The sequence below is a fragment of the Microcoleus sp. POL10_C6 genome (assembly GCF_036701585.1).
Lineage (GTDB): Bacteria > Cyanobacteriota > Cyanobacteriia > Cyanobacteriales > Microcoleaceae > Microcoleus.
The window spans coordinates 1-14,234 of record NZ_JAUBRB010000027.1 but is presented as its reverse complement, the minus strand read 5'-3'; the positions used below and the strand labels follow the sequence as shown (position 1 = coordinate 14,234).

The following is a 14,234-nucleotide window of genomic DNA, read 5'->3' as shown; positions in this document are numbered from 1 at the left end:
CCTAATTCAGGGGAATCTCGATCCAGAACTCTGTACCATGACCGGGTACAGAAACACACTTAAGTACGCCTTGGTGTTTCTCAACTACAATTTGGTAACTGATAGACAGTCCTAAACCCGTGCCCCGACCTACGGGTTTAGTAGTAAAAAACGGATTAAATATATGAGAGATTAACTCTTTGGGGATGCCGTGACCATTGTCTGCAATGCAAATTCCTACCGTTTTTTCATCGATTAATTCAGTGCGAATCCGAATGCAAGGAGAGGGGAAATCAGGAATCAAACACTCGGTGGTGGCATTTATATCTTCTGACTCGATAGGCCGTATTTGGGAGCTTAAATGTGTCGCCGCTGCACTTGCCGCTTTAAAGGGAAGATTCATAACTCGCTCTTTTTTCCCCATTTCTAGGGCGTCAAGGGCATTACCGATCAGATTCATAAATACCTGATTGAGCGAGCTGGCATAGCATTCTACTAAGGGCAACTTGCCATATTCTTTAATAATTTCTACGGTGTTGTGATCAGAATTGGCTTTGATCCGGTGCTGCAAAATCAACAGGGTACTGTCGATGCCCTCGTGAATGTCAACGGCTTTTTTCTCGGCTTGATCGCTCCTGGAAAAATTACGCAAAGATACAACTAACTGGCGGATGCGCTCAACTCCGACTGTCATGGAACCCAAAATTTTTGGCAAATCTTCGGCAAGAAATTCGATGTCGATGGCTTCGGAACACTCACTAATTTCTGGGTTGGGATTGGGGTAGTGCTGGCGGTAGAGTTCCACCAAGCAGAGTAAATCTTTGGTGTATTCGCTGGCGTGGGACAGATTGCCGTAGATAAAGTTAACGGGGTTATTGATTTCGTGGGCGACTCCGGCCAGGAGTTGTCCGAGACTCGACATTTTTTCGGTTTGAATCAGTTGGGCTTGGGTATTGTGCAGTTCTGTGAGGGTTTTAGCTAGCTGTTCGGCTTTTAATCGATCGGCAGTTGCTGCATTGAGACTTTCTTGATAAAGTTCTGCTTGGTGAATGGCGATCGCAGCTTGAGCCGCTAAATGTTGCACCAATTCCTGTTCTGCTGTGTGCCAAACTCTCGGTCCCGAACACTCATGGGCAATCAGCAACCCCCACAATTGGGAATCTTTGCCTTTCATTGGCACAATTAAACTTCCTCTCACCTGCAACTCTTCCAAAAATTCGCGGTGACAGGGTGTTAAATCCTCAGTATAAATATCATTAATTGCTCGCACCCGTCCGGCTCGATAAAAGCAGTCTGAGCCTTCGGGAAAGCATTCTTGTGGAGATGTGATACCTAAGATGGATCGCCACTCGCCGCAAACAGCTTCGACAACTACCTCGCCCTGTTTGTCGGCCGCAAATTGGTAGATTACCGTGCGATCGGTATCCAACAAAACTCTGACTTCTCGCACAATAGTTTGCAGTATTATTTTTAAATCTAAGGTGCTGCGAATCTGGTCTCTAACTCGCGTCAATACTTTGGCAAAGTCCAAGGATTGTTGCAATTGGGCGGTGCGTTCTTGAACTTGGCGCTCCAAGTTGGCATTCAGGGTTTGCACTTCTTTATAAAGAACGTACTGCCCAATTGCCGAACAAAATTGGCTGCCTATAGCTAAAGCTTGCTCAATTTCCTCGTACTTCCACTCGGGCGACTGACCTTTTTTTATTTCTCGCCAGACTTCAAAGGATTGTCTGGGAAGGGTTTGTGCAGCGCTGGTGTCAAAGCGCCCCGCCCACATTTTTTCGGTATCAATTGCATTGCGAAAAATGGTCAAACAGCCAACTACTTGTTGTTTGTAGTGGAGGGGAATTACCAGCAAACCCCTAATTTTAGTAGATTGGAAAGCGGGAACTAAAACTCTAAATAGAGGTTCTTTGTATAAGTCGGTAATTATCAAAACTGGGAATTGACAGTTAGGAAAAATTGAAATCTTGGGAATTTCTTCAGTATTTTTAAATCCTTTGGTTAGCCATTCCTGCCAGAGGGGATGAGCTTCGAGCGCCTTAACTTTTTCCCAGTTGGGAAGTGTCGGTTGTTCTCCTGTGGTAAACAGTTCAAAGGTAGCATCACTGTGGGCCGGGGCAGTTGACAATCCTCCCTCAATCTTGGGAGCGGATAAATTTTCACCGTTGATTTTCGGCGGGTTGAGATAGAGTCTGCCACCGCTGCCGCCCAAAGCGGTGACGGTGGCTTCTAAACCCTGTTGCAGTTGAATGTTTACGTGACCATATAACAGGGCTGCTATGCGGCTCACGGTAGCTTCGCGGGCCGCTTGAGAGCGGGTTTGCTCGAGGAGAAGTGCGTGGGCTATAGCGCTAGACAATTGATCTGATACGAGCTGAACTACTTCTAAATCTGCTGGTGAAATATTGAGAGGCGCGGAGTGGTGAGACACTAAAAGTCCCCACAGTTCGATGTGAATTTTTTGATTATTTCCTGGCTCGTATCGAGTCAGACACGTGGCCGCCTCGCAGATATCTGTTTTGCTGTTTTCCGACGCTATCCTGCGGTGCAAAATCGGCACGACTAAGGAAGATTGGACTCCCATTGCCATCAGGTAAGCTGTGTGGCAAGGGTCGAGCGCTCGGTAGTGCATCTCTTCCTTTGCTAAAGGTTGACCGGTGTCTGCAGCATCGAGGGGACTCAGAACGATCGTCCCTGAGTTAACATCTATTATTGTCCGCTGGCGCAAAGTGACATACATCTCCCTGGCGCTCGCGGGAATGTCGTCTGCTGGAAAGTGCAGCCCTTTCAAGGAAGGAAGATGGTTGTTATTAATTGACTCAGCAACAACTTCTCCACTGCCGTCAGCACTAAACCTGTAAATCATAATGCGATCTGTTTTCAAAAAAGACCGCACTTCTGCTACCGTACTGGTTAAAATATCTTCTAATTCTAGAGATTGGCGGATGCGTTCTGTTATCCGCCGTATCAAAACTTCTCTATCTAGTTTATAATGTAATTCTTGCGTATTTTCTCTGAGGTGCATAAATCTCCTTTTGTACTTAATACAATGATAATAAGAAGTTTTGAGGTGCTGTGGTCGCGAGCCAACTCAAATGCCTTACCCTGAGTTTTTGACTCAACCGATCTGTACAATTAATGGCTAGCGCAACGTAGACAGACGACGGTGTATCGCCTCTGGCGCACTGGCGTAAGGAAAATCTGCGATCGCGCCAGTTTAATCCTTGCCTTCAACAGGCAGAGCGAGTTAAGCAAATAATTATTATTATTTTAATGCTCTTATAAATTTCTCGCAATCTTAAACTTTCACTATGAAAATTCTTCATTGTTAGGATAACTTGACATTTGTTGTAGAACTTCATATAATGATAATTAACGAAAGAATTTGAGTTTCTCTCAGCGCCCCTGGCCCTGACTAATTTCTTGGCGCACGCTCATCAGAATTTTACCCAAATGATTTTGACCGGTTCTGTCGCAGCCACACCCCCAGTAGTAATCCGTTGGCGAATCCTCGACAATCACTCGATCCCCTGTGGCAAGAAGAATAGCTTGAATGTCTGTATGAGTGAGAAACTTAGTTAAAACTGCTTCGCGCATAATGGGAATTTTCACTGCTTCCCAATCAGCACGAATCCGGTGCTTGGGATCGCGACCTAATTTAGCGGCTTCTTGAGGAGTTGCTACGGCTTGAATCGCCGCCACTAATCTTTTATCTGTGCTGACAAATTTTTGGGCTTGATAGTAATGTTCCACAGTCAACCAATATTGACCGTGCAGAGAAATGTCGTGTAGTGAAAAATTAGAAAAGCAGCCGTAAGGCTCCTCTACTTTATAAAAATAAATTATCATTTGATTTTAGATTTTAGATTTTAAATTTTACAGGATTTACGCGAAATCCAATTATCTAGGGTGCTTAGGGGCGCACCTTACCGCTATTGGGGATGAGGAATTGAGAATAAGGAATTGGGATTTAAGAAGATTCTCTCTTCTTTCTTCCCTCAAAATCCATGCGTTAAATCCGTTGCCGAACTTCCTTCGTTCTAAAACGGCATCAGCTTTTTAAGAGGGCGGTTAGCGATATCGGCATAACGCAGTTCGCCACACAAAATTTTGCTCATCAACTGAGTAGTCATCGGCAATTTGACCCCCGCTCTGTAAGCAGCTCCTGTAAACTGATAGAATGCTCTAGCCAAGCGACTGGCCCAAATCATATGAGTGTTCCATTCTTGGGCGATCGATTGAGTGGACGGCTCCTTAGCGTCTTCGGCACCTCCTAGAGCTCGATCGATCGCCTCAGCAACCTTAAATCCGCTAACAATGGCAGGACGAATTCCTTCAGCGGACAACTGGTAATGGGTGATTGGTCATGGGGCAGGAGGAATTGGTAAGTTAATGAGTGTTAAATCTTGAGTTTTTAACTCACAACTCACAAATCATTAAGCGTCTGCTCGTTGTTCGCGGCCGTATCTCGGCAATCTCAAAACTCTTCCTATTCCCCCTGCCCAATTTCCCATTCCCTAAACAGTCGTGATATCTTTCTCTTTGGCTGCCAAAACTTCTTCTATTTTGGCAATGTACTTGTCCGTCAGCTTTTGAATTTTATCTTGCAAGTCGCGGGATTCATCTTTAGAGATATCGCTGCTTTTTTCCTGCTTGCGAATCGAGTCAACGGCATCGCGGCGGATATTGCGAATTGCAACTTTACCTTCTTCAGCAAACTTACTAGCCATTTTGACAAATTCTTGGCGTCTGTCGCTCGTCAGCGGCGGAATGTTCAAGCGAATAACTGAACCGTCGTTGTTGGGTACGAGTCCTACATCGGACAGGGAAATTGCTTTTTCGATCGAGGTAAGCGCTGTACGATCAAACGGTTGAATGGTGATCGTAGTCGCATCCGGGGTGCCGATGTTGGCAAGGGATTTGATCGGAGTTGGAGAGCCGTAGTAGTCTACCATGACTCGATCGAGGAGAGAGGCGTTGGCGCGTCCCGTCCGAATAGTATTAAAAGACCGTTGAGTAGCCTCAACTGCCTTTTGCATATGATCTTCTGCTTCAGCTAACTTCACAAAAACCTCCGACAAGAGTTCCAATAGATTCTCCCATTACAGCTCGGTAGATGTTGCCCGACACCGAGAGGTCAAATACCATAATAGGAATATTATTTTCTTTGCAAAGGGCGATCGCCGTACTGTCCATCACCCGCAAATCTTGATTCAAGACGTGGGCATAGGTGAGGGTTTGATACCTGCGCGCGTTGGGGTTGAGGTGGGGGTCGGAATCGTACACCCCATCTACCTTAGTAGCTTTAAAAATCACCTCTGCATCAATTTCAGCAGCCCGCAAAGCGGCTGTAGTATCAGTAGTAAAAAAAGGGTTGCCAGAACCGGCACCAAAAATCACTACTCGTTTTTTTTCTAGGTGGCGAATTGCCCGCCGCCGGATGTAGGGTTCAGCTACTTCTTGCATGGCGATCGCCGATTGCACCCGCGTTGGCACTCCTGCTTGTTCCAGGGCATCCTGCAAAGTGATAGCATTCATCACCGTAGCAATCATGCCCACATAATCAGCCGTTGCCCGATCCATCCCTGCCGAAGCAGCTTTCACCCCGCGAAAAATGTTGCCACCACCGACAACAATCGCGATTTGAATGCCTTGGGACACGACTTTGGCCACTTCCTGGGCGATCGACTGAACGACTATCGGATCGATGCCGTAGCCCAAGCTGCCCATCAGCGCTTCACCGCTGAGCTTCAGCAAAACTCGCTGATATACCATCCCCATGCCGCCACTATTTTTTTACTCTTTTTGCCTCCACCATAAGATAGCAGTACGGGTGCATTTTGAACATCAATTGCCCGGAACAGACCCAAAAGTCTGTTCCAGAACACTTGACTGAGAACGGTTGACTAAATTTAATCCTTGGGGACGAAATTAAGAGCAGCAGAATTCATGCAGTAACGCTGACCGGTAGGTTTCGGGCCGTCGTTAAATACGTGACCGAGATGAGCGTCGCAAACAGCGCACAGTACCTCTGTTCGGCGCATGAACAAGGTATTATCCGACTCGCACTTGACATTTTCTTCGCTAACTGGAGCGTAGAAACTCGGCCAACCGGTACCGGAATCGTACTTGGTTTCTGATTTAAATAGCTCAGTGCCGCAGCAAATACACTTATAAGTTCCTGGTTTTTTGTTGTCGTGATATTCGCCACTAAAAGCTCTTTCCGTTCCTTTTTTGCGGGTGACTTTAAACTGTTCTGGCGTGAGTTGTTGTTGCCATTCTGCGTCGGTTTTTTTAACTTTTTCAGGCATGATTTGATGTTTGGTTAAGATGTATTTAGCTGTTGAGTGTTGACGGTTAACTGTTAACTGTTGAGTGTTGACGGTTAACGGTATATTGCTTGTTAACTCAGGCTTCCATTAATATTAACCTAATTGGCTCGATATGAACATACCAGGGAAAAGGATTGTCCTTAATAGCCCTCCACTTTTCCTTAAAAACTTCGGCTTGCAAGTGATAATCTTGGGAATCATTGGGAGGCGAGTGCAATTTGAGATATAATGTCACCCGGTGCGGAGTTTCCACAGTCGAGGCGATCCAACAAGCAAAAGTATTTTCACGATCGCACCCACTAACAAAACTCAGTTGATGAGCCCGAATTCCCACAGAAACTAGAGATTTGGGAATGGGTTCGACTACAGTCAGAGTACAGCCCCAGTCGATCGCCTCCACGAGAGTTTCTGCGATCGGTTTAGCTGCTGAGAAATTCTTGCAGCCCGTCAGCTGGGCGACAGTGAAGTTGCCAGGGCGATCGAAAATGTTCTGTTTTGTATCAAAGGCGATCGGCTTTCCCTCTGCCAACACCAATAGATTTTTGCACACCCGGTAAACTTCCTCTAAATTGTGGCTGACAAACAAAGTAACGCCCCGATAATTAGCCAGAGTCTGCATTAACTCGCGTTCCAGTTGACTGCGTAAGTGAGTATCCAAAGCCGAAAATGGTTCGTCTAACAGCAGCAATTCGGGAGAAGGGGCGATCGCCCTCGCCAAAGCCACCCGCTGCTGTTGGCCCCCCGAAAGTTCGTGCGGGTAGCGGTTTTCCAGTCCCGACATTTGCACCGAAATTAGCTGTTCTTTTACCCGAAGTTTTTGCTCGCTTTCAGATAAATGCTGCAAGCCAAACGCAATATTTTGAGCCACAGTCAAGTGAGGAAATAAAGCATAGTTTTGAAACAAAAAACCGATGCGGCGGTCTTTAGAAGGTACATTAATGCCCTGTGCTGAGTCAAATAAAACCCTGCCATTGACTGCAATTTTACCGCTCCTGGGAGTTTCCAAACCAGCAATGCAGCGCAGAGTCATGCTTTTACCAGAACCCGACGCGCCCAAAATTCCCAGCACTTCCGGGCCGATATCGAAACCGACATCCAAGGCAAAGCTGGAAAGAGGTTTGAAGATGTTTAAAAAAAGTCCCCTTTCTGGTTGTTTTTTTTTGGATTTTGTGGTAAAAGTAGACGCGAATTTAGGAAGATTTGATTGCAGTCTTTGGCTCGAATTTGGTTTGGGCGATCTCCTTTGTAAATCAGTCCAAAAATTAACAGCAGTTAGCACGCTCAAAGAAATACTCAGAATAATCAAAACCCAAATAGCAGCTTGCCTCATATCCCCTGCTTCCACAGCAAAATAAATTGCCATCGGAATAGTTTGAGTTTGTCCGGGAATGTTCCCCGCTAACATCAACGTCGCGCCGAATTCACCCAAAGCGCGAGCAAATGCGAGAATAGTTCCTGCTAAAATTCCCGGCCATGCTAGCGGCAACATAATCCGCCAAAAGACTTGCCACTCCGATGCTCCCAAAGTGCGAGCAGCATTGAGAAGATTGGCATCAATTTGCTCAAAAGCTCCCAAAGCAGTTTTGTACATGAGGGGAAATGATACAACTGTGGCAGTAATGGCGGCGGCTTGCCAAGTGAAAATTATAGTTAAGTCGAATTGTAGCAAAAATTCACCGATCGCCCCATTTCTCCCAAACAGCAGCAGCAGCAAAAATCCCACTACTGTCGGCGGCAAAACTAAGGGAGAAATTAAAATGCCTTCAATCAAAGCTTTACCTCTGATGCGAGTTGAAAGCATCCACCGGGCGGTGGCTATTCCCAGAAAGAAAGTAAAAAATGTGGCAATTGCAGATGATTTAAGAGAAATCCAGAGCGGAGATAAGTCAAATTCCATATTTGGGATTAACTATCGCAGTCTTAAATGATTTGTGAAGGAGTTTTTTTTTAAAGAACCGCGAAGACGCGAAGAACACGAAGGAAGTGAAGAATGGTTTCTGAAGATTTATAGTTTTTACGCCTAATTATTGAACTATCCCAAATCCGTATTTCTGAAATACTATTTTAGCTCGATCGCCCGCCAAAAAGTCAACAAACGCTTTTGCGGCAGCGGGATTGCGGCTGTTTTTAATAACTGCCAGCGGATACACAATGGGCGAATGCAAATTTTCGGCAGCCGTTAGCCGTAGGGCTACTTTGTCGGAGGCTGTGGCGTCAGTCGTGTAAACTATGCCAGCATCAACGTTACCGCTTTCGACGAATGTCAGCACTTGGCGGACGTTATTTCCTAGCACTAACTTTGGCTGAAGTTGCTGCCACAATCCCAGCTTAGTTAGCATTTCCTGAGCGTATTGTCCCACAGGTACGCTCTTGGGTTCGCCGATCGCAATTTTCTTGATTCTGGCATCTGTCAACTGTTTAAAATCGCTCAAAGCAACACCGTTTTTGGGAGTAATCAAAACTAGGCGATTTGTCAGCAAATTGTGGCGCGTGTCGTTAATTAGCAGGTTGGATTGCTGCAAAGCATCCATTGGGTTGGTGGCGGCGCTGAAAAATACATCTACCGGGGCGCCTTGCTGAATTTGCTGTTCTAGAGCACCGGAACCACCAAAATTATAAGTAATAGTAAAATTCGGATTACTGCTTTGATAAACAGTTTTGATTTCCCCTAAAGCTTTCGATAGACTGATAGCAGCGGATACGTTTAAAGACGTTTGCTTCTGTGCTGTTGTTGGGGAAACGCTTTTAAGCAAGTTCCAAGCAATCAGCAGTGTCAGCGCTACAGCGGCTGCGACGATCGAGTTGAAAATACGTTTTCTTTCCACAAGGCTGTATTATAATTTGCCCTAGGGCGATCTACACTATCTGCAGTAGTAAGGTGCGCCCCGCACACCTTACAAGTAGATGCTGTTTGTCCAGGATTATCATCTTCTAATGACTGATGACTGCTGACTAATGACTACGATCGCCATTTGACGGAACAGCCTATCGCCTCTGTAGTTGAAGGCTCAACGGGTTGACTGTTGAGCAATTGGTCGATCGCACTCCGCAGATAAGAAACCTGCACCGCCCCCGGATCGTCAGCGTTGTCGTCAATTAAACCTTTATAGCGCAGTTTGCCGTCTTGGTCTAACAAAAAAACCTCCGGGGTTTTAGAAGCCCCAAAACTTTCAGCCACATCTTGAGCAACATCTCGGATGTACGGGAAGTTGAGTTGATTGTTGGCGGCAAAAATTTTCATGTTCTCAAAACTGTCGTCGGGATATTGATTTGCATCATTAGCATTAATCCCGATTAAAGTAACATCTCGATCTTGAAAATCTGCTTGAAGTTCTTTCATGCGATTGAGATACAACTGCACGTAAGGGCAATGATTGCACATAAATATCACCGCGATCGCCCGAAATTTTTCTAAATATCGAGCTAAATGGTGAACTTCTTCGTCCACTCCCGGCAGTTCAAAATCGGGAGCATAGCCGTTAATGGGAGTACCCGTTGTATCCATTAGTAAACTCATGTTTTCAGGAGGTGAAGAGCAGTATTTGCCAGCATGAAAGATGAAACTGTCAGCACGAGTAAAATTGGCTGTTGTTTGGCTTTAACTTAATTCTAGCCTTGCCAACAGCCTATTGTGATTCGTACTTCGCGATTTATTCCTCGTCTGGCTTTAGCCAACCTTGAGCCAGGGCTTGGTATCCAATAAGTTTGTATGCTAATTTGGCGGCGGTAAATTCTGAGACTACAGAATCTACAATAGGTGCTAATTCCATAATGTCACACCCGATTACTTCGTAGGACTCGAAGATGCGGCGCAAAAACGCGGTGAGGGAATACCAATTTAACCCGCCCGGTTCCGGTGTTCCCACCCCTGGAATTAAAGTCGGATCGATGCCGTCTAAGTCGATCGTCAAAAATACTCGCTTAGTTGTTATGCTGGCAATTGCCCGATCGGCCCAATCTGGTTGAGTAGCGATTTCGCGAGCTCGAATCACGTTTAGCTGTTTTGCTTTAATCAAGTCGGCTTCTTCCTTGCAGATAGCCCGAATCCCGATTTGCAGTGTCGGTAAGCCCATATCGACAATACGCCGCATCACGCAGGCGTGGTTGTGAATCGAGCCTTCGTACTCGTGCCGCAAGTCTCCGTGGGCATCGATTTGCACGACTGTGAAAGGTTCGTTTGGGTATGCTTGGCGATAACCTTCGACAACGCCAGCAGTGATGCTGTGTTCGCCTCCGAGGGAGATGACAAATTTATTTTCGGTAACTAGCTGGTAGACTGCTGCTTGGGTGACTCGCAGCATTTCTGAGGATGAAACTGGTTGCCTGTTGCGGGTATCGGCGATCGGCTCTTGTGTATAAATTCCGACATCGTAGCAAACTTCGGAGTCCAATTCTTCGTCGTAGCACTCGAGTTGATGAGAAGCTTCTAGAAGTTTAGCGGGCCCGTTTTCGCACCCCCGGCGGTAAGTGGTGGTAGCTTCGTAGGGAATTGGTAAGATAACTACTTTGGCGGTGTCGTAGTCGGGTACAATTTCCGACCCCAGAAACGGTACGACGGCAGTGGAAACGATCGTTGGCATAAGGGAAATTTTAATACAGCAAAGAAGTCAGCAGGTTTAATCGTGACATAATATCGGCTCTAACTGCAAAGTAGTCAGTTGGCAGTTGGCAGTTGGCAGTTGGCACTGTTGACAATGCCCTATGCCCTATGCCCTATGCCCCATGCCCAATCTAAAATCTAAAATCTAAAATCTAAAATCGTATGACATCTTCTACTCCCACTTCGTCAACTGCTGTTGCACCTCAAACTTGGCTGTGGAAAGGCTTTCCGATTTGCTACCAGGCTGCGGGTTCCCAGGGGCCTGCGGTGGTGTTTGTTCACGGTTTTGGTGCGTCTTGGGGCCACTGGCGCAAGAATTTGCCGGCGCTGGCTGCTGATTGCCGCTGTTATGCGATCGACCTCATCGGTTTTGGCGGTTCTGCTAAACCCGCGCCCAAGCTTGAAATTGACTATACTTTTGAAACTTGGGGACAGCTAATTGCTGATTTTTGTCGGGAAGTTGCGGGCGGGCCGGCTTTTTTGGTGGGAAATTCGATCGGCTGTGTGGCAATTATGCAAGCGGCTGTGGATTTTCCCGATATTGCTTCTGGCGTAATTTTACTCAATTGTTCCCTGCGGTTGCTGCACGATCGCAAACGCGCCGAATTGCCTTGGTATCGCAGTTTTGGAGCGCCAATCGCACAAAAAGTTTTAAATGTCAAGTGGATAAGTCAATTATTTTTTAAACAATTAGCAACGCCAAAAACAGTAAAAAAAGTGCTTTTGCAAGCTTATCACCGTCCTGAAGCTGTCAGCGACGAACTGGTAAATATGCTGCTGGAACCTGCTAAAGACAGCGGCGCAGTCGAAGTATTCGTAGCATTTATCAGTTATTCTCAAGGCCCGCTACCGGAGGATTTGTTGCCGCTTTTAAGCTGTCCGGCTTTGATTTTGTGGGGTACGGATGACCCTTGGGAGCCGATCGCATTGGGCCGAGAATTGGCAAAGTTTCCGGCTGTTGAAAAGTTTATTCCTTTGGAGGGAGTGGGACACTGCCCGCAAGATGAAGCGCCGGAATTGGTCAATCCTATTTTACTTGATTGGATTAAAGAGCGATCGGTAATTGCAGAAAATTAGTGCATTTGCTCCTTTGGTGCCGGAAGAATTGGTTTGATTGAACCGCCCAGACGCGAAGAACACGAAGGAAGAAGTAGGAAGAAGAAATTAGGCCACGGCAGTGCCGTGTCCTCAGTATTATAAGGAGTGCAGCCGGAAGTGATATTACACCCCACATTCCGCACCCCCAACTGGCACATACGCGCATTGAGGGGGTAAAAGTGAATCATCCCAGACAATAGTGAGTAAAAATACTCAATTATTTCGGTCACGCTCGCATCACCTAGTTAAGCATTCCTGATAATAGACGTGAGGGCGTGAGTTAAATCTGATGTAGGTTAAAATTGCGATCGTCACAAACCAAGTTTATTACCTCACTGTTACCTGATTGATGACGAAAATGCGTTAATTGCGATGGCAACCATAGTCAATCATCACCAAGAATAGCGTAAACTTGCGATCGCGATGAACGCTCAAATCAGAATTCAGCAGCCCATGCAGAAAGCATCTGACATGACAGTAGAAAACTTAGACCATCTAGGCTTAGTAGCAGGTCTAATTAATGACCTAGGAATTGTCCAAAAAATCAATGAATTAGTAGGCGAACAACCGGGCGAGATAGTCAGTCCCGGCCTGGTAGTCAAAGCCATGATTATCAATGGATTAGGGTTGGTTTCCGCCCGACTATACTTATTCTATAAATTTTTTGAAGGGAAAGCAATAGAACATTTACTTGGGCCAGGAATTCAAGCATCACATCTGAATGATGACCGTTTAGGAAGAGTACTAGATAAATTATAAAGAACCGAACTTACCGAAATATTCACAACCATTGCCCTGTCAGCGGCTCAAAAATTCCCGATAAATATCGACACATCTCACTTAGACTCAAGCTCATTTGATCTACATAGAAAATATGAACAAGAGTTGCCATCAGTATCTTTTTATCACACAGAAATCGAAGGCAATCGCTCAGATAATTCATCAATCAACCATCAAACACCCCCAATACCAATTAAGATCACCTACGGCTACTCTCAATGGCCAAATCCCGACTTAAAACAATTCATTTTAGACCTAATTTGTAGTCGAGACAAAGATGTACCACTATTTTTGCGAGTAGCTTCAGGGAACGAATCAGATAATTCCATATTTGCCTCAATTTGTCAAGACTTTAAACTACCATTAAATCTCGACAGTTTAATGGTAGCTGACAGTGCATTATATACCGCTCCAAATTTAGAAATCTTAACCAATTTAAGATGGTTAACTCGTGTACTACTAAGCCTGAAAAAAGGGCAGCCAATGGTATCTCAATTAAATGAATCAGAATTGCAGGATATTTCTCAGACGGGATATACTTGGTCAAAACACAAAACTAATTCTGGTGAACTTACACAAAAATGGTTAATAATAGAGAGTAGTTTGCGTCGTGATGCTGACCGAGTTAAGGAATGAAAAAAATCAAAAAACCTGAAATTGAGGGTCAAAAAAAGGGGCAAGGTTTATCAATTATTGAATTTGCTTGTATGGTCGATGCTGGAGTCAGCAGCAAATCGTTTATCCCAACAACTAAAATGTCATAATTTAACTCAAAGCAGCACTCTAGAAGCGACAGGAAGACCAATTACTGATTTGACCATTTTTCAGGAAAATTCTAGCTCTAGCTTGATATTTAAAGTTTAAGCCAAACTGGAATTAGATGCTAGTGCTATCGCCCGCATAACCAAAGCTAGTGGCCGATTTATCTTAGCTACTAATGTGCTGGATGTATCAAAATTAAATCCTGATGAAATGATGGTGAAATATAAGGAACAGCAGGCAGCAGAGAGAGGGCTGGGATTTTTGAAAGACCCCCTATTTTTTACGAATAGCGTGTTCCTCAAGTCGCCGGAAAGAATAGAGGCATTAACTTTGATAATGGGTTTGTGTTTGTTGGTTTATACTTGAGATCAAAGGTTACTACGTCAAAACTTGCAACTCACAAATTCTCAACTCAAAAATTAGTTACCCAAAGGAAAAAAACAACTTGCTCTACGCTGGAAATTCCCAACTTTTCAATTTATTCATACCGTTTGTATTCAAGGAATTCAATAAGTTTTTAATTTGATATCTGAACGGTTGGCGATAGAAATTTTATTGACATTCACCTGTAGGCTTGATTATTTCTTGTTGTGAATTAAGTCTACTGGAGTTTAGACTAAAAAACGATCGCATCTAAAAGTACCTGCCTTTCAACACCGGGCAAGTTATTGCTCAACAAT

General features: G+C 45.1%; 15 protein-coding genes. 5 read left to right on the top strand and 10 right to left on the bottom strand.

Features of this window, described 5'->3' with window-relative positions; translation table 11 throughout:
- Window position 1 precedes the first annotated feature (1 nt).
- The 10 genes from QUA34_RS16665 to speB all read right to left on the bottom strand — a co-directional run bounded on the left by QUA34_RS16665 (window position 2) and on the right by speB (window position 10,894).
- On the bottom strand, window positions 2-3,007 hold the full coding sequence (locus QUA34_RS16665) for a GAF domain-containing protein (protein ID WP_333388335.1): 3,006 nt from the start codon (window positions 3,005-3,007) through the stop codon (window positions 2-4).
- 371 nt (window positions 3,008-3,378) lie between these two features.
- Entirely contained in the window at window positions 3,379-3,831 is a 453-nt protein-coding gene (locus QUA34_RS16660; RefSeq protein ID WP_333084307.1) for an NADAR family protein, read from the bottom strand.
- A gap of 191 nt (window positions 3,832-4,022) precedes the next feature.
- Window positions 4,023-4,328: a hypothetical protein gene (locus QUA34_RS16655; RefSeq protein WP_333388333.1), complete on the bottom strand. Its 306-nt coding sequence runs from the start codon at window positions 4,326-4,328 to the stop codon at window positions 4,023-4,025.
- A gap of 171 nt (window positions 4,329-4,499) precedes the next feature.
- The gene (gene frr, locus QUA34_RS16650) at window positions 4,500-5,048 is read right to left on the bottom strand and encodes a ribosome recycling factor (protein ID WP_333161226.1); all 549 of its coding nucleotides are present in this window, start codon (window positions 5,046-5,048) and stop codon (window positions 4,500-4,502) included.
- Window positions 5,035-5,763, bottom strand: coding sequence for a UMP kinase (pyrH, locus tag QUA34_RS16645; protein WP_333076369.1), 729 nt, complete (start codon window positions 5,761-5,763; stop codon window positions 5,035-5,037). The genes frr and pyrH overlap by 14 nt, the downstream gene beginning before the upstream one ends.
- A gap of 131 nt (window positions 5,764-5,894) precedes the next feature.
- Window positions 5,895-6,293: a peptide-methionine (R)-S-oxide reductase MsrB gene (msrB, locus tag QUA34_RS16640; protein ID WP_333084305.1), complete on the bottom strand. Its 399-nt coding sequence runs from the start codon at window positions 6,291-6,293 to the stop codon at window positions 5,895-5,897.
- A 97-nt stretch (window positions 6,294-6,390) separates the two neighbouring features.
- Entirely contained in the window at window positions 6,391-8,211 is a 1,821-nt protein-coding gene (gene modB, locus QUA34_RS16635) for a molybdate ABC transporter permease subunit (RefSeq protein ID WP_333388329.1), read from the bottom strand.
- A 127-nt stretch (window positions 8,212-8,338) separates the two neighbouring features.
- Window positions 8,339-9,139 (bottom strand): molybdate ABC transporter substrate-binding protein, encoded by an 801-nt coding sequence (gene modA / locus QUA34_RS16630; RefSeq protein ID WP_333388326.1) that lies wholly within the window; start codon window positions 9,137-9,139, stop codon window positions 8,339-8,341.
- A gap of 134 nt (window positions 9,140-9,273) precedes the next feature.
- Complete coding sequence (locus tag QUA34_RS16625) at window positions 9,274-9,831, bottom strand: thioredoxin family protein (protein ID WP_333388323.1); 558 nt, start codon at window positions 9,829-9,831, stop codon at window positions 9,274-9,276.
- 133 nt (window positions 9,832-9,964) lie between these two features.
- On the bottom strand, window positions 9,965-10,894 hold the full coding sequence (gene speB, locus QUA34_RS16620; protein WP_333388320.1) for an agmatinase: 930 nt from the start codon (window positions 10,892-10,894) through the stop codon (window positions 9,965-9,967).
- Between the two features lie 182 nt (window positions 10,895-11,076).
- Between speB and QUA34_RS16615 the strand changes: the two genes are divergently transcribed.
- The 5 genes from QUA34_RS16615 to QUA34_RS16595 all read left to right on the top strand — a co-directional run bounded on the left by QUA34_RS16615 (window position 11,077) and on the right by QUA34_RS16595 (window position 13,920).
- Window positions 11,077-11,991, top strand: coding sequence for an alpha/beta fold hydrolase (locus tag QUA34_RS16615; RefSeq protein ID WP_333330910.1), 915 nt, complete (start codon window positions 11,077-11,079; stop codon window positions 11,989-11,991).
- Window positions 11,992-12,483: 492 nt separating this feature from the next.
- Entirely contained in the window at window positions 12,484-12,771 is a 288-nt protein-coding gene (locus QUA34_RS16610; protein ID WP_333388317.1) for a DUF4277 domain-containing protein, read from the top strand.
- 18 nt (window positions 12,772-12,789) lie between these two features.
- Window positions 12,790-13,428 (top strand): IS1634 family transposase, encoded by a 639-nt coding sequence (locus tag QUA34_RS16605; RefSeq protein ID WP_333388446.1) that lies wholly within the window; start codon window positions 12,790-12,792, stop codon window positions 13,426-13,428.
- Entirely contained in the window at window positions 13,425-13,556 is a 132-nt protein-coding gene (locus tag QUA34_RS16600; protein WP_333330914.1) for a hypothetical protein, read from the top strand. Before QUA34_RS16605 ends, QUA34_RS16600 begins: the two co-directional genes overlap by 4 nt.
- Before the next feature lie 175 nt (window positions 13,557-13,731).
- Window positions 13,732-13,920 (top strand): hypothetical protein, encoded by a 189-nt coding sequence (locus QUA34_RS16595; RefSeq protein WP_333330918.1) that lies wholly within the window; start codon window positions 13,732-13,734, stop codon window positions 13,918-13,920.
- Window positions 13,921-14,234: the final 314 nt, after the last annotated feature.

Bases quoted from the DNA above. Each gene is read 5' to 3' on its own strand.
- QUA34_RS16615 (WP_333330910.1), top strand. From the start codon at position 11,077: ATGACATCTTCTACTCCCACTTCGTCAACTGCTGTTGCACCTCAAACT.
- QUA34_RS16625 (WP_333388323.1), bottom strand. From the start codon at position 9,831: ATGAGTTTACTAATGGATACAACGGGTACTCCCATTAACGGCTATGCT.
- QUA34_RS16665 (WP_333388335.1), bottom strand. From the start codon at position 3,007: ATGCACCTCAGAGAAAATACGCAAGAATTACATTATAAACTAGATAGA.
- speB (WP_333388320.1), bottom strand. From the start codon at position 10,894: ATGCCAACGATCGTTTCCACTGCCGTCGTACCGTTTCTGGGGTCGGAA.
- modB (WP_333388329.1), bottom strand. From the start codon at position 8,211: ATGGAATTTGACTTATCTCCGCTCTGGATTTCTCTTAAATCATCTGCA.
- QUA34_RS16660 (WP_333084307.1), bottom strand. From the start codon at position 3,831: ATGATAATTTATTTTTATAAAGTAGAGGAGCCTTACGGCTGCTTTTCT.
- QUA34_RS16610 (WP_333388317.1), top strand. From the start codon at position 12,484: ATGACAGTAGAAAACTTAGACCATCTAGGCTTAGTAGCAGGTCTAATT.
- msrB (WP_333084305.1), bottom strand. From the start codon at position 6,293: ATGCCTGAAAAAGTTAAAAAAACCGACGCAGAATGGCAACAACAACTC.
- pyrH (WP_333076369.1), bottom strand. From the start codon at position 5,763: ATGGGGATGGTATATCAGCGAGTTTTGCTGAAGCTCAGCGGTGAAGCG.
- QUA34_RS16600 (WP_333330914.1), top strand. From the start codon at position 13,425: ATGAAAAAAATCAAAAAACCTGAAATTGAGGGTCAAAAAAAGGGGCAA.